Origin of the sequence: Pseudomonas shirazensis, assembly GCF_014268785.2 — a bacterium.
GTDB lineage: Bacteria > Pseudomonadota > Gammaproteobacteria > Pseudomonadales > Pseudomonadaceae > Aquipseudomonas > Aquipseudomonas shirazensis.
Map to the genome: position 1 here is coordinate 260,914 of NZ_JABWRD020000001.1, position 24,537 is coordinate 285,450.

22 protein-coding genes are annotated in these 24,537 nt (G+C 61.1%); 18 read left to right on the forward strand and 4 right to left on the reverse strand.

Annotation, left to right across the window (positions count from 1 at the left end):
* Positions 1-2 precede the first annotated feature (2 nt).
* A complete protein-coding gene (locus tag HU736_RS01145) occupies positions 3-1,964 on the reverse strand; it encodes a MacB family efflux pump subunit (protein ID WP_186698749.1) in 1,962 nt (653 codons plus the stop codon).
* A complete protein-coding gene (locus tag HU736_RS01150; protein WP_101318096.1) occupies positions 1,965-3,143 on the reverse strand; it encodes an efflux RND transporter periplasmic adaptor subunit in 1,179 nt (392 codons plus the stop codon). It abuts the gene before it with no gap.
* Positions 3,144-3,360: 217 nt separating this feature from the next.
* Between HU736_RS01150 and HU736_RS01155 the strand changes: the two genes are divergently transcribed.
* The 3 genes from HU736_RS01155 (at position 3,361) to HU736_RS01165 (ending at position 5,882) form a co-directional block, all read left to right on the forward strand.
* The gene (locus tag HU736_RS01155) at positions 3,361-3,837 is read left to right on the forward strand and encodes a sigma-70 family RNA polymerase sigma factor (protein ID WP_103436742.1); all 477 of its coding nucleotides are present in this window, start codon (positions 3,361-3,363) and stop codon (positions 3,835-3,837) included.
* A 156-nt stretch (positions 3,838-3,993) separates the two neighbouring features.
* Complete coding sequence (locus HU736_RS01160) at positions 3,994-4,473, forward strand: response regulator (protein WP_101318100.1); 480 nt, start codon at positions 3,994-3,996, stop codon at positions 4,471-4,473.
* 68 nt (positions 4,474-4,541) lie between these two features.
* Entirely contained in the window at positions 4,542-5,882 is a 1,341-nt protein-coding gene (locus HU736_RS01165) for an MFS transporter (RefSeq protein WP_186698752.1), read from the forward strand.
* A gap of 147 nt (positions 5,883-6,029) precedes the next feature.
* Here the strand turns inward: HU736_RS01165 and HU736_RS01170 are convergent, their stop codons facing one another.
* Complete coding sequence (locus tag HU736_RS01170; protein WP_186698754.1) at positions 6,030-7,694, reverse strand: 4Fe-4S dicluster domain-containing protein; 1,665 nt, start codon at positions 7,692-7,694, stop codon at positions 6,030-6,032.
* Between the two features lie 539 nt (positions 7,695-8,233).
* Between HU736_RS01170 and HU736_RS01175 the strand changes: the two genes are divergently transcribed.
* The 9 genes from HU736_RS01175 (at position 8,234) to HU736_RS01215 (ending at position 15,171) form a co-directional block, all read left to right on the forward strand.
* Entirely contained in the window at positions 8,234-8,983 is a 750-nt protein-coding gene (locus HU736_RS01175) for an electron transfer flavoprotein subunit beta/FixA family protein (protein ID WP_103436744.1), read from the forward strand.
* Positions 8,984-9,913 (forward strand): electron transfer flavoprotein subunit alpha/FixB family protein, encoded by a 930-nt coding sequence (locus HU736_RS01180; protein WP_103436745.1) that lies wholly within the window; start codon positions 8,984-8,986, stop codon positions 9,911-9,913.
* 72 nt (positions 9,914-9,985) lie between these two features.
* A complete protein-coding gene (locus tag HU736_RS01185; RefSeq protein ID WP_101318110.1) occupies positions 9,986-10,807 on the forward strand; it encodes a substrate-binding periplasmic protein in 822 nt (273 codons plus the stop codon).
* Between the two features lie 10 nt (positions 10,808-10,817).
* Positions 10,818-11,171 carry a DUF4398 domain-containing protein gene (locus tag HU736_RS01190; protein ID WP_103436746.1) on the forward strand — a complete coding sequence of 118 codons (354 nt, stop codon included), beginning with the start codon at positions 10,818-10,820 and terminating at the stop codon, positions 11,169-11,171.
* The gene (locus tag HU736_RS01195; RefSeq protein ID WP_101318115.1) at positions 11,168-11,977 is read left to right on the forward strand and encodes an OmpA family protein; all 810 of its coding nucleotides are present in this window, start codon (positions 11,168-11,170) and stop codon (positions 11,975-11,977) included. The genes HU736_RS01190 and HU736_RS01195 overlap by 4 nt, the downstream gene beginning before the upstream one ends.
* 192 nt (positions 11,978-12,169) lie before the next feature.
* A complete protein-coding gene (locus HU736_RS01200) occupies positions 12,170-13,612 on the forward strand; it encodes an aminotransferase-like domain-containing protein (RefSeq protein ID WP_103436747.1) in 1,443 nt (480 codons plus the stop codon).
* A gap of 63 nt (positions 13,613-13,675) precedes the next feature.
* Positions 13,676-14,164 (forward strand): hypothetical protein, encoded by a 489-nt coding sequence (locus HU736_RS01205; protein ID WP_186698756.1) that lies wholly within the window; start codon positions 13,676-13,678, stop codon positions 14,162-14,164.
* A 115-nt stretch (positions 14,165-14,279) separates the two neighbouring features.
* The gene (locus HU736_RS01210) at positions 14,280-14,534 is read left to right on the forward strand and encodes a YkgJ family cysteine cluster protein (protein ID WP_101318120.1); all 255 of its coding nucleotides are present in this window, start codon (positions 14,280-14,282) and stop codon (positions 14,532-14,534) included.
* 31 nt (positions 14,535-14,565) lie between these two features.
* Positions 14,566-15,171 (forward strand): START domain-containing protein, encoded by a 606-nt coding sequence (locus tag HU736_RS01215; RefSeq protein ID WP_186698853.1) that lies wholly within the window; start codon positions 14,566-14,568, stop codon positions 15,169-15,171.
* A 67-nt stretch (positions 15,172-15,238) separates the two neighbouring features.
* Here HU736_RS01215 and gltA read toward each other — a convergent pair whose 3' ends face one another.
* On the reverse strand, positions 15,239-16,528 hold the full coding sequence (gltA, locus tag HU736_RS01220) for a citrate synthase (protein ID WP_101318124.1): 1,290 nt from the start codon (positions 16,526-16,528) through the stop codon (positions 15,239-15,241).
* 350 nt (positions 16,529-16,878) lie between these two features.
* Between gltA and sdhC the strand changes: the two genes are divergently transcribed.
* From sdhC to odhB, 6 genes are all read left to right on the forward strand, one after another.
* Complete coding sequence (gene sdhC, locus HU736_RS01225; protein ID WP_186698758.1) at positions 16,879-17,265, forward strand: succinate dehydrogenase, cytochrome b556 subunit; 387 nt, start codon at positions 16,879-16,881, stop codon at positions 17,263-17,265.
* On the forward strand, positions 17,259-17,627 hold the full coding sequence (sdhD, locus tag HU736_RS01230) for a succinate dehydrogenase, hydrophobic membrane anchor protein (protein ID WP_101318128.1): 369 nt from the start codon (positions 17,259-17,261) through the stop codon (positions 17,625-17,627). The genes sdhC and sdhD overlap by 7 nt, the downstream gene beginning before the upstream one ends.
* Positions 17,628-17,630: 3 nt before the next feature.
* Positions 17,631-19,403, forward strand: a complete 1,773-nt coding sequence (gene sdhA, locus HU736_RS01235) for a succinate dehydrogenase flavoprotein subunit (RefSeq protein ID WP_103436748.1) — start codon at positions 17,631-17,633, stop codon at positions 19,401-19,403.
* Between the two features lie 12 nt (positions 19,404-19,415).
* The gene (locus HU736_RS01240) at positions 19,416-20,120 is read left to right on the forward strand and encodes a succinate dehydrogenase iron-sulfur subunit (protein ID WP_101318133.1); all 705 of its coding nucleotides are present in this window, start codon (positions 19,416-19,418) and stop codon (positions 20,118-20,120) included.
* A gap of 245 nt (positions 20,121-20,365) precedes the next feature.
* Complete coding sequence (locus HU736_RS01245; protein WP_101318135.1) at positions 20,366-23,197, forward strand: 2-oxoglutarate dehydrogenase E1 component; 2,832 nt, start codon at positions 20,366-20,368, stop codon at positions 23,195-23,197.
* 42 nt (positions 23,198-23,239) lie between these two features.
* Complete coding sequence (odhB, locus tag HU736_RS01250) at positions 23,240-24,469, forward strand: 2-oxoglutarate dehydrogenase complex dihydrolipoyllysine-residue succinyltransferase (RefSeq protein WP_186698759.1); 1,230 nt, start codon at positions 23,240-23,242, stop codon at positions 24,467-24,469.
* Positions 24,470-24,537: the final 68 nt, after the last annotated feature.

Genomic DNA, 24,537 nt, shown 5'->3' on the forward strand with positions numbered 1-24,537 from the left:
GATTATTCGCTGGTAAGGGCTTTGACCGGATCGAGGCGGGCGGCTTTGCGCGCCGGCATGAAGCCGAACACCACGCCCGTCACCACGGCGCAGGCAAAGGCGCCAAGAATGGCCGGCAGGGCGAAGGCTACGGCGATGTCGGCCAGCAGCAGGCCGCCGCCAATCGCCAGGGCGAGGACAATGCCGGTCACGCCGCCGACCATCGACAGCATCACCGCCTCGCTGAGGAACTGGCGGAGGATGTCGCGCTGACGGGCGCCGGTGGCCATGCGAATGCCGATCTCGCGGGTGCGCTCGCGCACGGTCATGAGCATGATGTTCATCACGCCGATGCCGCCGACCAGCAGCGAGATCGCGGCGATGGCGCCGAGCATCAGCGACAGGCTGTTCTGCGTGCGTGCTTCGGCCTGAATCAGCGCCGCGTCGTTGGTCAGTTCGAAATCCGCCTTGCCCTGGTGGCGCTGGCGCATCAAACGCTCGATGGCCGCTTCGGTGGCGCTGACCCTGGCCGAATCGGCGGCGGCGATGATCACGTATTCAGGATCGTGGCTGCCGAACAGGCGGATCGCCGCTGCGGTGTAGGGCACCACGATGCGCTCGTCGCTGTCCTGATCGCCGGAACTGGCACCTTTGGCCGCGAGCATGCCGATTACCTGAAACGGCACATTGCCGATCAGCAGGTACTGGCCGATCGGATCGCTGCCCGGGGCGAGCAGCTTGTCGCGGACCTTCTGCCCGATCACCGCCACAGCGGCGCCGGAGCGCTCGTCGGCCTCGGTGAAGAAGCTGCCGGCCACCACCGGCCAGTTGAGAATGTGCGGGAACTGGATATTGTTGCCGCCGACATAGAACTGCTGATTGTTGTTGCCATGACGGACCATCAGTTCGCCGCCAATGACCGGCATGATCCGCTCGACCTGCGGCAGTTGCGCGACCGCGGCAACGTCATCGAGGCTGACGATGCCGCCCGGTTCGCGCAGGGTGGCGTGGCGCCCGCTAAGGTAGAGGATGTTCGAGCCAAACGCGGCCATCTGCGCCATGACCTGGCGCTTGCTGCCTTCGCCTACAGCGAGCATGACCACCACCGAGGCGACGCCGATGACGATGCCAAGCAAGGTCAGTGCGGTGCGAAAGCGGTTGATCCACATCACCCGCCAGGCGGCTTGCAAGGCTTCGACCAGCTCGCCTTTCCAGGCGCCGCGCTCGACGGCGCCCTGATTCAGACGCTGGCGCAGGTCATCGGCCTGCAGCCCTTGTATGACCACAGGCGGCTGGCCAGCCGCCGAGTCGCTGACGATCTGCCCGTCACGAATCTCGATCACCCGCGCCGCCCTGGCCGCGACTTCGCGGTCGTGGGTGATCAGGATGATCACGTGGCCCTGGCTGGCCAGTTCGTCGAGCAGGTTCATCACCTCGGCGCCGCTGTGGCTGTCCAGCGCACCGGTCGGCTCGTCGGCCAGGATGATATGGCCGCCGTTCATCAGGGCACGGGCAATCGATACTCGCTGCTGCTGGCCGCCCGACAACTGATGCGGACGGTTGCCGGTGCGGCTGGCCAGGCCCAGGCGGTCGAGCAGGGCGGCGGCGCGGGCATGGCGCTCGGCGGCCGCGGTCCCGGCGTAGATGGCCGGCATCTCGACGTTTTCCTGGGCTGAGCCAGACGGGATCAGGTGGTAGCCCTGGAAGACGAAACCGAATGCTTCGCGGCGCAGCCAGGCCAGCTCATCGCTGTCCAGTTCGGCAACGTTCTTGCCAGCGAAGTGGTAGCTGCCGGAGGAGGGCCGGTCGAGGCAGCCGAGGATGTTCATCAAGGTTGATTTGCCGGAACCGGAGGTGCCGACGATGGCGACGAATTCACCCGGATGAATGCTCAGGCTGACCCCGCGTAAAACCTGCACTTCAGGGCTGTCGATGCCGCCGTAGACTTTGCAGATGCCGTTCAGTTCGATAAGAGGCACAGACATTCAACCTCCGCTGGCGCTGGGTGCGCCGATGACCAGTTGCTCGCCTTCGGCGAGGCCGTCGAGGATCTGCACGCGCAGTCGATCACTGAGGCCAGTGCGGACCTCGCGCTGCTCGATCTTGCCGTCGCGCTTGACCACCTGCGCCAGGCGCAGGCCCTCGGCCTTGCCTTCGTCGAAGGCGGCCAATGGCGCGGTCAGGACCTGGCTGGCCTGGCCGGCGACGAAGAACACCTGGGTGGTCATCTCGGCCATCAGCGCGCCGTCGGGATTGTCGACATCCAGCAGTACCGTGTACTGCACCACCTGGCTGCCGGTGGTACCGGCGCTGGCGCTGGCCGGGCTGCCGCCACCCTGGCTGGTCTGATCCAACGGCTTGGGCGGGATCGGCAGGATCTGCCTTACCTGGCTGGTCCAGCGGCGCTTGCCGCCGGCGAGGGTGGTGAAGTAAGCGCTCATGCCCGGCTTGACCTTGCCGATGTCGGCTTCCGAGACCTGCGCCCAGACGGTCATCGGCGACAGCTTGGCGATGCGCAGGATCAGCGGGGTCTGCTGTTGGGCGTTGAGGGTCTGGCCCTCGCGCGCGTCCAGCGCCACCACCGTACCGTCCATGGGGGCAAAGATGCGCGTGTAGCCAAGCTCGGCTTCATCACTGCGCAAGCTGGCCTGGGCCTGGCGAATCTGCGCCTGGTACATGTCGATGCGCGCCTGGGTGACTTTGAGCTGGGCGTCAGCGCTTTGCAGGTCTTCGGCACGGGTGGCGCCGGCGGCAGCCAGTGCACGTTGGCGCTGCTGTTGTTGCTGGGCTAGCTGGAATTGCGCGCGTTGCTCAGCCAGTTGCGCCTTGAGGTTGTCGATCGAATAACGCCCGGCATCGAGCCTGGCCTGTTGCGTCGAGGGGTCGATTTCGACCAGCAGCTGACCCTGGCGGATCGGGTCGCCGACCTCGACGTGCAGCTTGCGGATCTGCCCCGACGCCTGCGCCCCCACGTCGACGTAGCGGCGTGGCTGCAAGGTACCCAGCGCGGTGACGCTGCTTTCGATGTCGGCGCGGGTAACCGCGACGGTGCTGACTGGCGCGCCAGCCAAGGGCAAGCTGGCCCATGCCAGTACGCTGCCCAGCGCCAGCAGGCCGAGGCCACCGAGCAAAACACGGTGGCGGGTGGTGGTTGAGCGACTCATGCGGACTTCCAGCCAGAGAGGTTGGCCACACGCTGCCAATCAGGGCGCGCACGGAGGTGCCAGATAGACGAAAGCGCTGTATCCGGATTTAGCCGGAAAAGGTGATCGAGTGCTTGTTGCTGAGAATAATTATAATTTGTAAGATCGCACTCTGATATCACTCAGTCCCGCGTCAATGCAGTGCATATTGCCAAGCAGGGAGACGCCAGGTGCCGTTGTGGAACATTATTATCGCGAGTTGGTGAGCTTTCTTAGCGCGCGTCTGGGCAATCGCCAGGCCGCCGAAGACGTGGCTCACGACGCTTATCTGCGGGTGCTGGAGCGTACCGATACGCAGCAGATCGAGCATCCCCGCGCGTTCCTTTATCGCACTGCGCTCAACCTGGTGATTGACCGCCACCGCCGCCACCTGATCCGCCAGACCGAATCGCTCGATGTGCTCGACAGCGATGAGCGCTGGCACAGCCCGGCGCCGTCGCAGAGCATGCAGCTTGGCCAGCGCCTGGCGCTGATGCAGCGCGCACTGGATGAACTCAGCGCGCCGTGTCGCGAGTGTTTTCTACTGCGCAAGATCGACGGTCTGTCGCATCCGCAGATTGCCGAGCGTCTGGGTATTTCCCGCAGTCTTGTGGAAAAGCACATCGTCAATGCCATGAAGCACTGCCGCGTGCGCATGCGCCAGTGGGAATCGTGAACGGCGGCCAGTGAAAATCCCCGTGCTGGCACCTTGATTTCTCGCGTTTTAGCGACGAGTATCAGTAAAGACCCCGCCTGGTAGTCACCGGGCATGCCTGAACTGGCGCAGTATGGTCATGGAGCGTGTGCCCTTACCTCTGCCCAGGTTCGATCGATGCCTCATAAATCCTTGCGCATCCTCATCGCCGACGAGCACCCCTCCCAGCGTTTGCAGCTGGAGAAGATGCTCAATGCCATGGGGTATTACCGGATCGCCCCGGTGGAAAACTTCGAAGACTTGCAGCGCCTGGTGCAGAGCGCGCTGCAGCCGTTCAATCTGTTGATTGGCAACATCGAGCTGGCTAGCCACGCCGGTGTTGATCTGGCGCGTTTCTGTCGGGTCAGTTCGCAGATTCAGCATGCCCTGCTGTACCACTCGCAGCGCCTGAAAGTGCCGGCGGTGCCGCAGACCGAGCGCAAGGCGGTGAGCATCAGCCTGCCGAAAGTGCCTGACAGCGAGGCGTTGGAGTCATTTATGGCAATCATCGACCTGCCGATGGTGGTCGGTCAGTTGCCGCTGCCGCCCGGGCTTTCCCCAGGCTCGGGCTATCCAAGACTGCGGCGCAACTTCGCCCAGACCGTGTTCAACCGCTAAGCCTGGATGCGCCTGATGGCCGCAGGGTTTGTTATCCTCTCGCCCTTTGCCGATCTGCGGACTCTGCCATGACTGCCATCGATAGCGCGCCTGCGCCGCGGTTTACCCGCGCTGACCACCGGACCCTGGGTCTGGCGGCGCTGGGCGGCGCGTTGGAAATCTACGATTTCATCATCTTCGTGTTCTTTGCCCTGACCCTCAGCCAGCTGTTTTTCCCGCCGGAAATGCCTGAGTGGCTGCGTTTGTTGCAGAGCTTCGGGATTTTTGTGACTGGTTACCTGGCGCGGCCGTTGGGCGGTATTTTGATGGCGCATTTTGCCGACCATCTGGGCCGCAAGCGGGTGTTCAGCCTGAGCATCCTGATGATGGCGCTGCCGTGCCTGCTGATCGGGGTGATGCCGACCTACGCCGACATCGGCTACGCCGCGCCATTGATCCTATTGGCGCTGCGGATTCTGCAGGGCGCGGCAGTGGGCGGTGAAGTGCCCAGCGCCTGGACCTTCGTTGCCGAGCATGCGCCGGATGGCCGACGTGGCTACGCATTGGGCTTTTTGCAGGCTGGACTGACCTTTGGTTATTTGCTCGGCGCGCTTACGGCTACTTTGCTGGCGCAGCTGTTTACCCCGCAGGAGATCCTTGATTACGCCTGGCGCTACCCGTTCTTGCTTGGCGGGGCGTTCGGCGTGATTGGGGTTTGGCTGCGCCGTTGGTTGAGTGAGACGCCGGTGTTTCTGGCGCTGCGTGAGCGGCGTGAGCAGCCGGTGGCGTTTCCGTTGCGCCAGGTGTTGCGCGAGCATCGGCGGGCGTTGGTGCCGGCGGCGCTGCTGACCTGTGTGCTGACTTCGGCGGTGGTGGTGTTGGTGGTGATCACGCCGACGGTGATGCAGCAGCGGTTTGGTATCAGTGCTGGGCATACCTTTGCCCTGAGTAGTGTCGGTATCGTGTTTTTGAATATTGGCTGTGTGCTGGCAGGCTTGTTGGTTGACCGGATCGGGGCGTGGCGGGCGTTGCTGATCTATAGCCTGGCGCTGCCGGTGGGGATTGCGGCGCTGTATGCGAGTCTGGTGGGGCAGTGGGCGGTGATCTGGCCGGCCTATGCTCTGGCGGGGCTTTGCTGTGGGGTGGTGGGGGTGGTGCCTTCGGTGATGGTCGGGTTGTTTCCGGCGCAGATTCGGGTTTCCGGGATTTCCTTTACCTATAACGTGGCATATGCATTGTGGGCAAGTACTACGCCTTTGGCTTTGATCGCCTTGATGCCTTGGAGTCCTTGGGTTTGTGTAGGTTTCTGTTTGGTGATGGGGGTGGTTGGGGTGGTGATTGCGCTGTATTTTCAGGGGCGGGAGTCGTTGGTGTTTGCAGGTGATAGTTCTGCTTCGGGCGCGGCTTTGTGTCGCGAGGGGGCTGCTTAGTTTGGCCTGGCTGTCTTCGGGTTGTTCGCGGGTCTTTTGAGCTTATCTATTTGATTTATAGACAGTTCTGGCCCAGTTCTGGCCCGGACCTACCCATGCATTACATGGGCAAGTCCCAGCCCCCAGCCTCAAACCAACCTCAAACAATCACATATTAGGATAGTTAGGCCCACCCGCGCCCTCAGGCGTAACCCAGGTAATATTCTGCGCCGGATCCTTGATATCACACGTCTTGCAATGCACACAGTTCTGCGCATTGATCTGGAACCGCTTGGCGCCATCTTCCTGCGTAACCACCTCATACACCCCAGCCGGGCAATATCGCTGCGCCGGCTCGTCATACAACGGCAGGTTACTGGTAATCGGTACACTCGGATCAGCCAGCTTCAAGTGGCAAGGCTGCTCCTCTTCATGGTTGGTACTGGAGAGAAACACCGAACTCAGCTTGTCAAAGCTCAACTTGCCATCCGGCTTCGGATAATCGATCTTCTTCGAGTCTGCCGCCAGTTTCAGGCACGCATAATCAGGCTTGGTATCACGCAGGGTGAACGGCAGCTTGCCGGCAAACCAGTTCTGGTCGACATAGTTGAAGGCAGCACCAAACAGCGGCCCGAACTTGTGCATCGCCGGGCCAAAGTTACGGCTGGCAAACAACTCATCATGCAGCCAGCTGGCCTTGAAGCCATCGACGTAGCTATTGAGCACATCACCGCCTTCACTCCCGGCCAGCAACGCAGCAGCCACCGCATCCGCGGCGAGCATGCCTGACTTCATGGCCGTATGGCTGCCCTTGATCTTGGCCACGTTCATGGTGCCCAGGTCGCAGCCAATCAGTGCGCCGCCATTGAAGACCATTTTTGGCAGTGAGTTGATACCGCCTTTGGCCAGGGCGCGGGCGCCGTAGCTGATGCGCTTGCCGCCTTCAAGGTACTGGCTGATAACCGGGTGATGCTTGAGACGCTGGAACTCATCGAACGGCGACAGGTACGGGTTGGAGTAGGACAGGTCGACGATAAGGCCAACCACCACTTGATTGTTCTCCAGGTGATAGAGGAACGAGCCACCGGTGTTCTCGTTGCTGACCACATCCAGCGGCCAGCCCGCGGTATGCACCACCAGGCCTTGCTCGTGCTTGCTCGGGTCGATCTCCCAGATCTCTTTGATGCCGATGCCGTAGTGCTGCACATCCGACTCGCTGTCGAGATTGAAGCGTTTGATCAGCTGCTTGCCGATGTGCCCGCGGCAGCCTTCGGCGAACAGGGTGTACTTGGCACGCAGTTCCATGCCTGGGGTGTAGAGGCCATCTTTCGGCTTGCCTTCGCGGTCGACGCCGAGGTCGCCGGTGAGGATGCCGCGGACTACGCCGTTGTCATCGATCAGCGCTTCCTGAGCGGCAAAGCCTGGATACACCTCGACGCCGAGGTTTTCCGCCTGCTGGGCCAGCCAGCGGCACAGGTTGCCCAGCGAGATGATGTAATTGCCCTGGTTGTGCATGGTCTTGGGCACGAACAGGTCAGGCACCTTGGTCGAGCTGCCAGCATCTTTGAGGACATAGATGTCGTCGCGTTTGACCGCGGTGTTGAGCGGGGCGCCGAGCGCTTTCCAGTCAGGGAACAGCTCGTCCAGCGCGCGCGGTTCGAACACCGCGCCAGAGAGGATGTGAGCGCCGACTTCGGAGCCTTTCTCGACCACGCAGACGCTGATCTCGCTACCGGCTTCGGCGGCCTTCTGCTTCAGACGGCAGGCGGCGGACAGGCCTGCCGGCCCGGCGCCGACAATGACCACGTCGAATTCCATGTATTCGCGTTCCACTGGTTCTCTCCTACTCAAGGCTCATCGCTGTTTCTTGTCGGGGGACGGGCAGTCACCGGTAGCTATCTAGGCTGTAGCTTTACCGAACACGGACTACACCGCTGGGTCATGCCGCGCATTATATCTACACCACTCCAACGGTCCAATACAAACGTTTGTTTGAATTTGCCGCAGACCAGTAAAATCACAGGGAGGCGGCTGGAGGCTGGCCGATTTGCCGTATTGACCAGACTGGGTGTTACGGTCAAGATACGAGCGGTTTTACGCTCGCCGTAGGCTGATCGATGGGCGCAGGAGCACCCCTAAAGACCAGGTGTAGAGCAGGGTTTTCGGGCTGAAAGCCGTCATGTAGTGGAGTTTACACGCCACCACAGAAAATGACCCGCAGGTTCTGCCTCGGCAGTCGCTACAGGACTTATCAGTCACAGTGAATAATCCTCTGGCCGATACGTTTTTAGAGGTGCCCTTGTACCCACGCGCAATCGCCGGGCCTTTGCCCCCAGGCGAGTTTCTTTTCACCGGAGAGTAACGAGGAATCCATGAAGGTTCTTGTAGCTGTCAAACGAGTGGTCGACTACAACGTCAAGGTTCGCGTCAAAGCGGACAACTCCGGCGTCGACCTTGCAAACGTCAAGATGTCCATGAACCCCTTCTGCGAAATCGCGGTGGAAGAAGCCGTACGCCTGAAAGAAAAGGGCATTGCGACCGAGATCATCGCCGTTGCAGTCGGCCCGACCGCTGCCCAGGAGCAACTGCGCACCGCGCTGGCCCTCGGCGCTGACCGTGCCATCCTGGTCGAGACCAGTGATGAACTGAACTCGCTGGCCGTGGCCAAGGCGCTCAAGGCGCTGGTCGACAAGGAGCAGCCGCAACTGGTGATCCTCGGCAAACAGGCGATCGACAGCGACAACAATCAGACCGGGCAGATGCTCGCGGCGCTGACTGGCTACGCCCAGGGCACCTTCGCCTCCAAGGTCGAGGTGGCCGGTGACAAGCTCAACGTCACCCGTGAAATCGATGGCGGCCTGCAGACTGTATCGCTGAACCTGCCGGCGATCGTCACTACCGACCTGCGCCTGAACGAGCCGCGCTATGCGTCGCTGCCGAACATCATGAAGGCCAAGAAGAAGCCGCTGGAGACTGTTACTCCGGACGCGCTGGGCGTTTCTACCGCCTCCACTGTGAAGACCGTAAAAGTCGAAGCGCCGGCTGCACGCAGCGCGGGTATCAAGGTCAAGTCGGTGGCTGAACTGGTCGAGAAATTGAAGAACGAGGCGAAGGTAATCTAAATGACTATCCTGGTTATCGCTGAACACGAGAACGGTGCTGTTGCCCCGGCCACCCTCAATACCGTTGCTGCTGCCGCCAAGATTGGTGGTGAAATCCACGTACTGGTCGCTGGCGCCAACGTTGGTGCTGTCGCCGAAGCCGCTGCCAAGATCGCTGGCGTGGCCAAGGTGCTGGTAGCCGACAACGCCGCCTATGCCCACCTGCTGCCGGAAAACGTCGCGCCGTTGCTGGCCGAGCTGGGCAAGGGTTACAGCCACGTGCTGGCTCCGGCCACCACCAACGGCAAGAACATCCTGCCGCGGGTTGCTGCACTGCTGGACGTCGACCAGATCTCCGAGATCATCGCGGTCGAGTCTGCCGACACCTTCAAGCGCCCGATCTATGCCGGTAACGCCATTGCCACCGTGCAATCGAGCGCGGCAGTCAAGGTCATCACCGTGCGTACCACCGGCTTCGATCCGGTTGCTGCCGAAGGGGGTTCGGCCACTGTCGAAGCCGTCAGCGCTGCCCACGATGCCGGCAAGTCGGCGTTCGTTGGCGAAGAGCTGGCCAAGTCGGACCGTCCCGAGCTGACTGCTGCCAAGATCGTCGTTTCCGGCGGCCGCGGCATGGGTAACGGTGACAACTTCAAGCACCTGTACACCCTGGCCGACAAGCTCGGCGCCGCCGTTGGTGCTTCCCGCGCTGCGGTCGACGCAGGCTTTGTGCCGAACGATATGCAGGTCGGTCAGACCGGCAAGATCGTCGCGCCGCAGTTGTACATCGCCGTCGGTATTTCCGGCGCGATCCAGCACCTGGCCGGTATGAAAGACTCCAAAGTGATCGTTGCGATCAACAAGGATGAAGAAGCGCCGATCTTCCAGGTGGCTGATTACGGCCTGGTCGCGGACCTGTTCGAAGCAGTTCCGGAGCTGGAAAAGCTGGTCTGATCCGCCTGCTTCACTTATAAAGAAGCCCGGCCCTCGACATGAGGGCCGGGCTTTTTTCATAAGGAGTGGTGGATGAATTTTCGCAGAACGGGCAGGGCGCTGGTCTGCCTGGCCGCGCTGATGTCGCCTGCGGTCATGGCGGCCGGCAAGTGCGAGCGCCTGGTCGCCACCGGCAGCCCGGATGCGCCGCCTTATTCATGGCAGGACCCGCAAGACCCGCGGCACCTGATCGGGGCCAACGTCGACCTGCTGCGCCAGGTGGCGACCGAGCTTGGCCTGAAGCTTGAAGTGCTGCACGCCGGCCGCCGCGATCAAGCGCTGGAAGAGGTGCGCAGCGGGCGTATGGACCTGTTGCTCGATACGCCCATGCAGGTAACCCAACTGGATGCCCTGGATTACATCCACCCTGCGCTGCAGCTTAATGAATACCTGGTCTGGACCCGGCATGACGGCGCCGTGGTGTTCGACGGGCCGGCTGACCTGGCTCGCTACCAGGGCACTTTGTCCGAGCGGGCGCGGCTGACCCCGGCCTTCGAGGCCTTTGCCAAGGCGCAGCTCAAGCTGGTGCCGGCGCAGAACCTGACTCAGGCGTTCCAGAAGCTGGTGCTCGGTCAGGTTGATTATGTGCTGGCCGGGCGCTACTCGGGCATGGCCATGGTCCAGGGCCTGGGCATGGCCAATGACCTGATCGCCCGTGGCCTGCCGGTGGATCGCCCCGGGCTGTACCTGGCGGTGTCGCACAACTCGGCCTGCAATGACGCCTGGTTGCGCGGACAACTGGCAAAAAAACTGACAGAATTGCCGATCTCTGGTGCATCCGAAACGGTGCTGCAACGTAACGTCGAACGCTGGAAGGCGCAGATGTTGGTGCCCCAGGATGCCCCCAAACAGTAGGAAGACCGTGTTGAGAATCCAACCCTTGATGCTGGCCCTGGCCATCACCAGCCTGGCTGGCTGTGCCAATGATCCGGCGCCCACTGAACAACTGCGGCTGTCCGAGCAGGCGCTGGAGCAGGCCAAGGCCGTCGGTGCCACCGATCAGGTCGAAGCGCTGAAGCTGGCAGACGAAAAACTGACTCGCGCGAAAGCCAATCTGCTCAGCCAGGACAATCGCGACGCACGCATGCGCGCCGAGCAGGCCGAACTGGATGCGCGCCTGGCCGAGGCACAGGTATTGACGGTCAAGAGCGAAGAGCAGTTGACCGTGCTGCAATCGCGCGTCAAGCGCTTGCGCAAGCAATTGGAGGCGCAGCCATGAATCGCACTACGCCAATCGCGGCGCTGGCATTGCTGGCGCTGGTCGGTCTGCAGGGCTGTGCCAGCCAGCGCAGCGAGTCGGCCCTGGAGGACGCCAGCGCGGCGTTCCAGAAGGTCAAGGATGACTCCAACGTGCTGCGCAGTGCGCCACGCGACGTGATTCGCGCCGGCGAGTCGCTGGCCAAGGCCGAGCGCTTGTCCAGCTACATCGGCACCGGTGCCGATGTGCGCCACTACGCTTATCTGAGTCAGCGCTACAGCGAGATCGCTGCCGAGCACGCCAAGCTGTCGTTGAATCAGGAGCGCATCGCCAAGCTTGATCTGGAGCGTCAGCGCCTGCAGTTGGCGCTACGTGAGGCCAAGCTGGCCAGTGTGCAGCAGCAAGGCAAGTGGGTCGAAGCGCAGATCAGCGCGCTGGCCTCCGAGCAGAGCGAGCGCGGCCTGGTGATGACCCTTGGCGATGTGCTGTTCGACACCGGTCGGGCTGATCTGAAGAATTCGGCAAGTCGCACCGTGCTCAAGCTGGTGCAGTTTCTCCAGCTCAATCCGCGCCGTGTGATCCGCATCGAGGGTTACACCGACAGTACTGGTACGCCGGAAGACAACCTCAAACTGTCGCGTGATCGTGCACAGGCCGTGGCCGATATGCTGGTCGATCTGGGTATCGACGAGAAGCGTATTCAGGTCGAGGGTTACGGCGACCAGTACCCGATCGACGTCAATGCTTCGGAGCGGGGCAGGGCGCAGAACCGCCGAGTCGAGATCGTCTTCTCGGACGACAAGGGCAAACTCGCCGCGCCACGCTGACGGGCGCTGCTCGCGGGGCCTTTGCATGGCCCCGTGAGCTGGCGTGGATAAACCCTGAAAGGGTGCTGGTCACGTAACTGTAATGTCGACTATTCTGCAATCTGTCCCCGTACACTTTGTAACTGTTCCGGTATTCTGCCTGTCAGTGAGTCGCATAAAAACAACGACCCGTCCGCGCTTCGAGAATCCGTCATGACCAACCTGCTGCTGTACCAGCGCATCGCCCAGCAACTGGCTGAGGACATCCGTCGCGGTGTCTACCAGCCCGGTGAGCGAGTACCGTCGGTGCGCAAGATGAGCGCGCAGCTCAATGTCAGCCACGCAACCGTGCTTCAGGCCTATGCCAACCTGGAAGACCAGGGGCTGATCCGCGCACGGCCGCAGTCCGGTTACTATGTGCACCAGACGCCAGCGCTGACTGCGCAGACGCCAGACATCGCCCGCGTCGAGCGGCCTGGCCTGGTTACCCGCGCGACCATCATCCAGCAGGTACTGACCGAGGCGCGTCGGGATGGCGTGTTCCCGTTCGGCGCTGCCGTGCCACATGTCGACTATCTGCCGGTACGAGCGCTACACCAGCAATTGGCCAAGGTCACCCGTTTTCATAGCCCGCGCGCGTTCAGTTACATGTTCAGCCCGGGCTTCGAGCCACTGCGTCGACAGATAGCCATTCGCATGCGCGATGCCGGTGTGTTGGTCGACCCGCGTGAGATCATCGTGACCCATGGCTGTGTCGATGCGCTGCAGATGTCGCTGCGCGTGCTGACCCGGCCGGGGGACCTGATCGCAGCCGAGTCGCCGACCTATTACGGCCTGCTGCAACTGGCAGATCTGCTTGGGCTGAAAGTCATCGAGATTCCCAGCGACCCTGCCAACGGCATCAGCCTTGAGGCATTGCAGCTGGCGGCCAATCAGTGGTCGATCAAGGCGCTGGTACTGACTGCGCGATTGAGCAACCCGCTTGGCGGCACCATCCCGGAAGAGCGCCAGAAGCAGCTGCTGCGGCTGGCATCGGACTTTGACATCCAGATCGTCGAGGATGATATCTACGGCGAGCTGATGTTCGAACAGGGCCGCACCAAGGCACTCAAGGCCTACGACCGGCTGGATCGGGTGATCTACTGTTCGAGCTTTTCCAAGACCTTATCTCCCGGCGTACGGGTGGGCTGGATGATTGCCGGCCGTTATCAGGCCGAGATCCAGCGCTTGCAGACCTTCACCACGCACTCGGCTTGCAGTGTGACTCAGATGGCGGTGTCGGCGTACCTGGAAAACGGCGGCTATGACCGCCACCTGCGCTTTATCCGCCAGGAATACCGCAAGAACCTCAGTGCGTATCAGTTAGCGGTGCAGCAGCACTTCCCTGAGGGCACGCAAATGACCCGGCCAACCGGCGGTTTCATCCTTTGGGTGAGTCTGCCTGGGCGGGTCAACACCCAGGATCTGCATGTGCGCGCGCTGGAGCAGGGCATCAGTATCGCGCCAGGATTGATCTTCAGTAATACCGAGCAGTTCAACCACTGTATTCGGCTCAACTGCGGTATCCCCTGGAACAAGGAAGCCGAGCGCGCCGTGATCACCCTTGGCCTGCTGGCCCATCAATTGTGCAAAGACTCGGCCAGTTCAATGTTCTAGTCTTGCCAGATTCAGGCTGAACCGCCAGCATAGTCCTGTCATTCAGCGGTGTTTATGGAGTTCATGAAAGCGCTTCGCTGTTTTGCCCTGTTGTTTTGCCTGGTTCCGCTGTGTTTCTTCAGCGGTGCGCTGCAGGCTGCCTCCACAGCGCCAGTCGCTGCCCCGGCCAAGGCGGCCAGCAAGGTCACCGCTGGCAAGGCGAGCACGCGCCCGGCAAAGGCTGCGGTGCGCAAGAAGGCCAAGGCCAAGCCTGTGGCGAGAAGCAAACGCAAGGCAGTCAGCAAGGCTGTGGCCAAACCGGTACCCAACGCCAAGCTCGACCTCAGCTTGCCTACGCACCTGGTCGACAAGCTTGAGCCGGAGGTGAATACCTTGTCGTCGCAACGGCGCAAGCCTCTGCTGCCGTCGATGTTCCCGGAGAACCCGCCGGCGGATGACAGCCCATTTCAGCTCAACGGGCGCTTGATCAACAACGAGATGCAGCTGCAGTTACGCAATGACAGCCGGCGTGAAGTCGAAGGCGCTGCCATCGATTTTCAATTCCGCCAGTAACTGCAACTGACTGCCGGGTCACGGCAGATTTCATCTTGCCAGCAATTTCAAACGAATGTTTGAGTCGTTACTATCAGGGACGTTCGTCCCGTTTTGTTCCAGGAGTCTAGAATTGATGAAATGCCGAGAGGGTTGCGGTGCGTGCTGCATCGCCCCTTCGATCAGCTCGCCCATGCCGCGCATGCCACATGGCAAGCCGGCCGGTGAGCGCTGTCTGCACCTGACGCCGAGCAATCTCTGTGAGCTTTTCGGCAGGCCGGAGCGCCCCGCAGTGTGTGGTGGCTTCAAGGCCGATGTCGAGGTGTGTGGCAGTGACAGTGACGAGGCAATCAGGCTTCTTGGCTGGCTGGAGCAGATGACGGCGGCGTGACACGGTATCTTCGACAACAAGGATAAGCATGATGAGATCGTTCAAGCGTATTGCACTGCTGTGCGGCATGGGTGTGTTGCTGGCTCCGGCCGCCTGGGCAGAAAACTGGCAGGTGGCCAAGGACAAGGACGGCATCACCGTGTCGCTCAGCGAGGTGGCAGGGTCGCAGTACAAGGCCTACCGCGGCGTGACGGTGATCAAGGCACCGCTGGCCAAGGTCAAGGCGCTGCAGGAAGACGTCGCCGGGGCCTGTGCCTGGATCCATGAGTGCGAGTCGCAGAAGCTGCTCAAGCATGAGGGTGATCAAACCTGGACCTACAGCCGCTTCAATACGCCGCCGCTGGTAACCCCGCGTGACTCGGTGATGCTGGTTACCACCACTCAGCAAGCGGACGGCAGCCTGCTGCGCACGCTTGAAGAAAAGCCCGATTATCTGCCGGCAGAAAAGGGTTTTGTGCGGGTGGCCAAGGTCGAAGGCTTCTGGAAGCTGGTGCCCAAGGGTGACAGCACTGAAGTGATCTATCAGGTGCACACCGAGCCAGGTGGCAGCGTGCCGTCCTGGCTCGCCAACAAATTCGTCGTGGATGCACCATTCAATACCCTGCAGGCGCTGCGCGAGCGGGCCGAGAAGCCCTGATCGGCAAATGCAAAAAGGCTGCCCGAGGGCAGCCTTTTTTACGCATTCAGCATTTAACCAGCGATGCTTACTTGCGATCCGTCAGGTTGACGATATCGCGCTGCGGCTCACCGGTGTACAGCTGGCGTGGGCGGCCAATCTTGTACGGGCTGGAGAGCATTTCTTTCCAGTGCGAGATCCAGCCGACAGTACGTGCCAGGGCAAAGATCACGGTGAACATGCTGGTCGGAATGCCGATCGCCTTGAGGATGATCCCCGAGTAGAAGTCGACGTTCGGATACAGCGAGCGCTCGATGAAGTACGGATCGGTCAGAGCGATCTCTTCAAGGCGCATGGCCAGTTGCAGTTGCGGGTCGTCCTTGATGCCCAGCTCGCGCAGGACTTCGTCGCAGGTCTGCTTCATCACGGTGGCGCGCGGGTCACGGTTCTTGTAGACGCGGTGACCGAAGCCCATCAACTTGAACGGATCGTTCTTGTCCTTGGCCTTGGCGATGAAAGTGTCGATGTTGGAAACATCGCCGATTTCATCGAGCATGGTCAGTACGGCTTCGTTGGCGCCGCCGTGTGCCGGGCCCCACAGTGCGGCGATGCCGGCTGCGATACAGGCGAACGGGTTGGCACCCGACGAGCCGGCCAGACGTACGGTGGAGGTCGAAGCGTTCTGCTCGTGGTCGGCATGGAGGATGAAGATCCGGTCCATCGCCTTGGCCAGCACCGGGCTGATCGGTTTGATCTCGCACGGGGTGTTGAACATCATGTGCAGGAAGTTTTCCGCGTACGACAGGTCGTTGCGCGGGTACATCATCGGCTGGCCCATGGAGTACTTGTAAACCATCGCTGCCAGGGTCGGCATTTTCGCGACCAGGCGCACCGCGGAAATTTCGCGGTGTTGCGGGTTATTGATATCCAGGGAGTCGTGGTAGAACGCCGAGAGGGCGCCGACCACACCGCACATCACCGCCATTGGGTGAGCGTCGCGGCGGAAACCGTTGAAGAACGACTTCAGCTGCTCGTGAACCATGGTGTGGTTCTTGACGGTGCTGACGAACTGCGCCTTCTGCTCGGCATTCGGCAGTTCGCCGTTGAGCAGCAGGTAGCAGGTTTCGAGGTAGTCCGATTGCTCGGCGAGCTGCTCGATCGGGTAGCCGCGGTGCAGCAGGATACCCTTGTCGCCGTCAATGTAGGTGATCTTCGACTCGCACGAGGCAGTCGCCATGAAACCTGGGTCGAAGGTGAAGTGACCAGAAGCCCCCAACCCGCGGACGTCGATTACATCGGGACCAACGGTGCCGGTTAAAATGGGCAGCTCGACGGGGGCTGCGCCCTCGATGACCAACTGCGCTTTTTTGTCAGCCATGTGGCCTCCTATTAATGCTTGAAATCATCAGACAGACCCCCCACGCAGGGCCCGCACCACTATAGAGGGATAAATTCAGATGTCAATTTGCCTAAAGGTGGGTTGAATCACCCCCTAAGGCCTGATTTTTCAAGAAATTGGCGCCCGTTTACGCCTTTTGTACGTTAAAGGCAATGCGCTATTTGGGCTAGCCCATCACGTTGTCATAAGCAGCCTAACTGTCTATACTCGGCAGCCGACCGCCAAGGGCTTGCAAGCCCGATTGCTGGGGGTCGCCGTTCCCTGGGTGGTGGGTACCTGACCAGTACACTTACCAACAACTTTGCCCTGTTAGCTTGGGGCTCTTCAGTGTGAAAAAAGCCGTGAAAAGCCAACGACCTGTAAACCTAGACCTAAGGACCATCAAACTCCCCATTACCGGTATTACGTCATTCCTGCACCGTGTCTCCGGCATCATTCTCTTCCTGGGCTTGGCGATCATGCTTTACGCATTGAGCAAATCCCTGGGTTCGGAGGAAGGTTTCGGCGAGGTGAAGGCGTGCTTGACCAGTCCGCTGGCCAAGCTCGTGGCGTGGGGTCTCCTCTCTGCCTTGCTGTATCACCTGGTTGCCGGTGTGCGCCATTTGATCATGGACATGGGCGTCGGTGAGACACTGGAAGGCGGAAGACTGGGCTCGAAAATCATCATCGCTGTTTCCGTAGTGGTGATCGTGCTGGCAGGAGTTTGGATATGGTAACTAACGTCACGAACCTCTCGCGTTCGGGCCTCTATGACTGGATGGCGCAGCGCGTATCTGCGGTCGTTCTCGCGGCTTACTTCATCTTCCTGATCGGCTACCTCGTCGCCCACCCGGGCATCGAGTTTGCCCAGTGGCACGCTCTGTTCTCCAACAATGCGATGCGAATTTTCAGTCTGTTGGCCCTGGTGGCCCTTGGCGCTCACGCCTGGGTCGGCATGTGGACCATCGCCACTGACTACCTGACGCCAATGGCGCTGGGCAAGTCGGCGACTGCGATTCGTTTCCTGTTCCAGGCGGTATGCGGCGTTGCGATGTTCGCTTACTTCGTCTGGGGTGTGCAGATTCTCTGGGGTATCTGATTCATGGCTATGATTCCAACGATTTCATTCGACGCCATCATTGTTGGTGGTGGTGGTGCCGGCATGCGCGCTGCGCTGCAGCTGGCCCAGGGCGGTCACAAGACTGCCGTGATCACCAAGGTCTTCCCGACCCGTTCGCACACTGTATCCGCCCAGGGCGGCATCACCTGCGCAATCGCCTCGGCTGACCCGAACGATGATTGGCGCTGGCACATGTACGACACCGTCAAGGGGTCGGACTACATTGGTGACCAGGACGCTATCGAATACATGTGTCAGGAAGGCCCGGCTGCGGTGTTCGAGCTGGACCACATGGGTCTGCCGTTCTCGCGTACCGAAACTGGCCGTATCTACCAGCGTCCGTTCGGTGGCCAGTCCAAGGACTTCGGTAAGGGCGGTCAGGCGGCGCGCACCTGCGCAGCTTCCGACCGTACCGGTCACGCGCTGCTGCACACTCTGTACCAGGGCAACCTGAAAGCCGGCACCACCTTCCTCAACGAGTACTACGCAGTCGATCTGGTGAAAAACCAGGACGGCGCATTCGTTGGAGTGATCGCGATCTGCATCGAAACCGGCGAAACCCTGTACATCAAGGCCAAGGCCACTGTACTGGCGACTGGCGGTGCGGGCCGTATCTACGCATCGACCACCAACGCCCTGATCAACACCGGTGATGGTATCGGCATGGCCCTGCGTGCAGGCGTTCCGGTACAAGACATCGAAATGTGGCAGTTCCACCCGACCGGCATCGCCGGCGCTGGTGTGCTGGTCACCGAAGGTTGCCGCGGTGAAGGCGGTTACCTGATCAACAAGCACGGCGAGCGTTTCATGGAGCGCTATGCGCCTAACGCCAAGGACCTTGCCGGTCGTGACGTTGTGGCCCGCTCGATGGTCAAGGAAATCATCGCCGGAAACGGCTGTGGTCCGAATGGCGACCACGTGATGCTCAAGCTCGACCACCTCGGCGAAGAAGTGTTGCACAGCCGTCTGCCAGGTATCTGCGAGCTGTCCAAGACCTTCGCCCACGTCGACCCGGTGGTCGCGCCGGTGCCGGTCGTACCAACCTGCCACTACATGATGGGCGGCGTTGCCACCAACATTCATGGTCAGGCCATGACCCAGGACGCCGACGGCGTCGACCAGATCATCCCAGGCTTGTTCGCCGTGGGTGAAGTGGCTTGCGTATCGGTTCACGGCGCCAACCGCCTGGGCGGCAACTCGCTGCTCGACCTGGTGGTGTTCGGCCGTGCTGCTGGTCTGCACCTGGAAAAAGCACTATCCGACGGCATCACCTACACCGACGCCAGCGACACCGACATCGAAGTCGCCCTGAGCCGCTTGAACAAGCTCAATCAGCGCACCGATGGCGAAGACGTGGCTACCCTGCGTCGCGAGCTGCAAAGCTGCATGCAGAACTACTTCGGCGTGTTCCGCACCGGCGAATACATGCAGAAGGGCATCGAGCAGCTGGCTCAGCTGCGCGAGCGTATTGCCAACGTCAAGATCAACGACAAGTCCCAGGCCTTCAACACCGCGCGGATCGAAGCGCTGGAGCTGCAGAACCTGCTGGAAGTTGCCGAAGCTACTGCGATCGCCGCAGAAGTGCGTAAAGAGTCGCGCGGCGCTCACGCCCGTGAAGACTTCGAAGATCGTGACGACGAAAACTGGCTGTGCCACACCCTGTTCTTCCCAGGTGAGAAGCGGGTTGCCAAGCGCGCAGTCAACTTCGCACCGAAGACCGTACCGGCGTTTGAGCCAAAAATCCGGACTTACTAAGGGGTGGCCGCTATGTTGAAAGTCGAAGTATATCGCTATAACCCGGACACCGACTCGGCGCCGAAAACTCAGATTTTCGAAGTCGACACCGGAGGCAAGGACCTGATGGTGCTGGACGTGCTGGCACTGATCAAGGAGCAGGACGAAGGTTTCTCCTATCGTCGCTCCTGCCGTGAAGGCGTCTGTGGTTCCGACGGCATGAACATCAACGGCAAGAACGGTCTGGCGTGCATCACGCCGCTGTCTGCCGTAGTAAAAGGTAACAAATTGGTCGTGCGTCCGCTGCCGGGCCTGCCAGTTATCCGTGACCTGGTCGTCGATATGAGCATCTTCTACAAGCAGTACGAGAAGGTGAAGCCATTCCTGCAGAACGATTCGCCAGCTCCGGCTATCGAACGCCTGCAATCGCCAGAAGAGCGCGAGAAGCTGGACGGTCTGTACGAGTGCATCCTGTGCGCTTGCTGCTCGACTTCCTGCCCGTCGTTCTGGTGGAACCCGGACAAGTTCCTCGGTCCAGCTGCACTGCTGCAGGCCTATCGCTTCCTGGCCGACAGCCGCGACACGAAAACTCAGGAGCGCCTGGCGTCCCTGGATGACCCGTTCAGCGTATTCCGCTGCCGCGGGATCATGAACTGCGTAAACGTTTGCCCTAAAGGTCTGAATCCGACCAAGGCAATCGGTCACGTACGTAACATGCTGCTGCAAAGCGGCACCTGATACACGGCTGTTGCAAGTGCAAGACACTGAAGCGCGGGTGGTGAGCCCGCGCGGAGGTGAAACCCGGGCAGGGGTCGATAAGGCCCACGCCCATTACCTATGAAGATTTGAGACCAGCAGGGGCTTCCGGGCTGGTACCCGGAAAATCTGCAGGATCCTCGGTGGCGTGATTGGTCGCTGTTCTCGGGCTTTCTCATGCGTATTGAGGTACTTGCCGATTCGTCCCCGAACGAGGGTGACCAAGCATGCAAGAAAGCGTGATGCAGCGCATGTGGGAAAGCGCCCACCTTTCAGGTGGTAACGCTGCATATGTGGAAGAGCTCTACGAACTCTACCTGCACGACCCTAACGCTGTGCCAGAAGAGTGGCGCACCTACTTCCAGAAGTTGCCCGCCGACGGCAGCACCGCTACCGATGTATCGCACTCGACAATCCGCGACCATTTCGTACTGCTGGCAAAGAACCAGCGCCGCGCTCAACCGGTTTCCGCCGGGAGCGTGAGCAGTGAACACGAGAAGAAGCAGGTTGAAGTTCTGCGACTGATCCAGGCCTATCGTATGCGCGGCCATCAGGCTGCCAAGCTCGACCCGTTGGGGTTGTGGCAGCGCCCTGCGCCCGTAGACCTGTCGATCAATCACTACGGCTTGACCAATGCCGATCTTGATACGACCTTCCGTGCCGGCGACCTGTTCATCGGCAAAGAGGAAGCGAGCCTACGCGAAATTCACGATGCGCTGGAGAAGACATATTGTCGCACCATCGGCGCCGAGTTCACCCATATCGTCGATTCCGAGCAGCGTAGCTGGTTCCAGCAGCGTCTCGAAAGCGTGCGTGGGCGTCCGGAGTTTTCCGCTGATGTGCAGGCGCATCTGCTTGAGCGTGTCACCGCAGGTGAAGGCCTCGAGAAGTATCTGGGCACCAAGTACCCAGGTACCAAGCGCTTCGGTCTGGAAGGCGGCGAGAGCCTGATCCCGATGCTGGACGAAATGATCCAGCGCTCGGGCTCCTACGGCACCAAGGAAGTCGTGATCGGCATGGCCCACCGTGGCCGTCTGAACGTGCTGGTCAATACCTTCGGCAAGAACCCGCGCGAGCTGTTCGACGAGTTCGAAGGCAAGAAGATGAACGAGCTGGGCTCGGGTGATGTTAAATATCACCAGGGCTTCTCGTCGAACGTGATGACCCCGGGTGGTGAAGTTCACCTGGCCATGGCGTTCAACCCGTCCCACCTGGAAATCGTCTCGCCAGTGGTGGAGGGTTCGGTGCGCGCCCGTCAGGACCGTCGCAACGACAGCGTTGGCGACAAGGTACTGCCGATCTCGATTCACGGTGATGCTGCGTTCGCTGGCCAGGGTGTCGTACTGGAAACCTTCCAGATGTCGCAGACCCGCGGTTTCAAGACCGGCGGTACCGTGCACATCGTGATCAACAACCAGGTTGGTTTCACCATCAGCAACCCGCTCGACTCGCGTTCCACCGAGTACTGCACCGACGTCGCCAAGATGATTCAGGCGCCGATCCTGCACGTCAACGGTGATGACCCGGAAGCTGTGCTGTTCGTGACCCAGCTGGCCATCGATTACCGCATGCAGTTCAAGCGTGACGTGGTGGTTGACCTGGTCTGCTACCGTCGCCGCGGCCACAACGAAGCGGACGAGCCTAACGGCACCCAGCCACTGATGTATCAGCAGATCAGCAAACAGCGCACCACCCGTGAGCTGTACGCCGAGTCGCTGATCCAGGCCGGTCGTGTCGATGCCGAGCGTGCTCAGGCCAAGATCGACGAATACCGCAACGCGCTGGACAACGGTCTGCATGTGGTCAAGAGCCTGGTCAAGGAGCCGAACCGCGAGCTGTTCGTTGATTGGCGTCCATACCTGGGCCATGCCTGGACCGCGCGTCACGACACCCGTTTCGACCTCAAGACCTTGCAGGACCTGTCGGCCAAACTGCTGGAGATGCCGGAAGGTTTCGTCGTGCAGCGTCAGGTGTCGAAGATCTACGAAGATCGCCAGAAGATGCAGGCCGGTGGCTTGCCGATCAACTGGGGCTATGCCGAAACCATGGCGTACGCCACGTTGGCCTTCGAAGGTCACCCGATCCGCATGACCGGTCAGGATATCGGCCGCGGCACCTTCTCGCACCGCCACGCGGTGTTGCACAACCAGAAGGACGCCAGCACCTATATCCCGCTGCAGAACCTGTACCCGGGCCAGCCACGTTTCGACCTGTACGATTCGTTCCTGTCCGAGGAAGCAGTTCTGGCGTTCGAATACGGTTACTCGACCACTCAGCCAAACGCGCTGGTGATCTGGGAAGCCCAGTTCGGCGACTTCGCCAACGGTGCGCAAGTGGTGATTGACCAGTTCATCACCAGTGGCGAGCACAAGTGGGGCCGTCTGTGCGGTCTGACCATGCTGCTGCCGCACGGCTACGAAGGCCAGGGTCCTGAGCACTCCTCGGCTCGTCTGGAGCGTTACCTGCAGCTGTGCGCCGAGCACAACATCCAGGTGTGCGTACCGACCACCCCGGCACAGATCTACCACCTGCTGCGTCGCCAGGTGATCCGCCCGCTGCGCAAGCCGCTGGTGGTCCTGACGCCGAAGTCGCTGCTGCGCCACAAGCTGGCCGTGTCGACCTTGGAAGACCTGGCAGAAGGCTCGTTCCAGACCGTGATCCCGGAAATCGATACCCTCGATCCGGCCAAGGTCGAGCGCCTGATCCTGTGCAGTGGCAAGGTCTACTACGACCTGCTGGAAAAACGCCGTGCCGAAGGCCGCGAAGATATCGCCATCGTGCGTATCGAGCAGCTGTATCCGTTCCCGGAAGACGACCTGGTCGAAATCCTGGCGCCGTACAGCAACCTCAAGGCCGCCGTCTGGTGCCAGGAAGAGCCAATGAACCAAGGCGCCTGGTACAGCAGCCAGCACCACATGCGCCGTATCCTGGGCCGCCACAACAAGGCACTGGTCCTGGAATACGCCGGCCGCGACGCTTCTGCCGCGCCAGCCTGTGGTTACGCATCGAAGCACGCCGAACAGCAGGAAAAACTGCTGCAAGACGCCTTCACTGTTTAATGCTTTCGCGCACCTGAAACCGAATTTAAGGAAATACTGCTAATGGCTATCGAGATCAAAGCCCCAACCTTCCCGGAATCGGTTGCCGACGGCACCGTTGCCACCTGGCACAAACAGCCGGGCGACGCCGTCAAGCGTGACGAGCTGATCGTTGACATCGAAACCGACAAAGTCGTCCTCGAAGTGCTCGCCACTGCCGACGGCGTACTCGGCCCGATCGTCAAGGGCGAGGGCGACACCGTTCTCTCCGACGAACTGCTGGGTTCGATCGTTGAAGGCGGCACTGCTGCCGCTGCATCTGCTGCTGCCGCGCCTGCTGCTGGCGGCGCTGCCCCGGCCGCTGCTGCCGACGCTGGCGAAGACGACCCGATCGCTGCACCGGCCGCGCGCAAGCTGGCTGAAGAAGGCGGTATCGATCTGGCTACCGTTGCCGGCACTGGCAAAGGCGGTCGTATCACCAAGGAAGACGTGGTTGCTGCCGTTGCCAACAAGAAGTCCGCGCCTGCCGCGGCTCCTGCTGCCAAGCCAGCCGCTGCTGCTGCCGCTCCAGTACTGACCGCCACTGGCGACCGTACCGAGAAGCGTGTGCCGATGACCCGTCTGCGCGCCAAGATCGCCGAGCGTCTGGTCGAAGCCCAGTCGAACATGGCGATGCTGACCACCTTCAACGAAGTCGACATGACCGAAGTCATGGCCCTGCGTTCGAAGTACAAGGACCTGTTCGAGAAGTCCCACAACGGCGTACGTCTGGGCTTCATGTCGTTCTTCGTCAAGGCCGCTACCGAGGCGCTCAAGCGCTACCCGGCAGTCAACGCCTCGATCGACGGCACCGACATCGTCTACCACGGCTTTGCTGACGTCGGCGTTGCCGTCTCCAGCGACCGTGGCCTGGTGGTTCCAGTACTGCGCAACGCCGAGCAGATGAGCCTGGCAGAAATCGAGAACGGCATCGCCACCTTCGGCAAGAAGGCCCGTGACGGCAAGCTGGGCATCGAAGACATGACCGGCGGTACCTTCACCATCACCAACGGTGGTACATTCGGCTCGATGATGTCGACCCCGATCGTCAACCCGCCGCAGGCGGCTATTCTGGGCATGCACAACATCATCCAGCGTCCGATGGCGGTCAATGGCCAGGTTGCCATTCGCCCGATGATGTACCTGGCGCTGTCCTACGATCACCGTCTGATCGATGGCAAGGAAGCAGTAACCTTCCTGGTCACCATCAAGAACCTGCTGGAAGACCCGGCTCGTCTGCTGCTGGACATCTAACACGCAGCTGCAAGCGGCAACCGGCCGGCTCCCGTGCGAGCCCGTCGCTTGCCGCTTGAGGCTTGCAG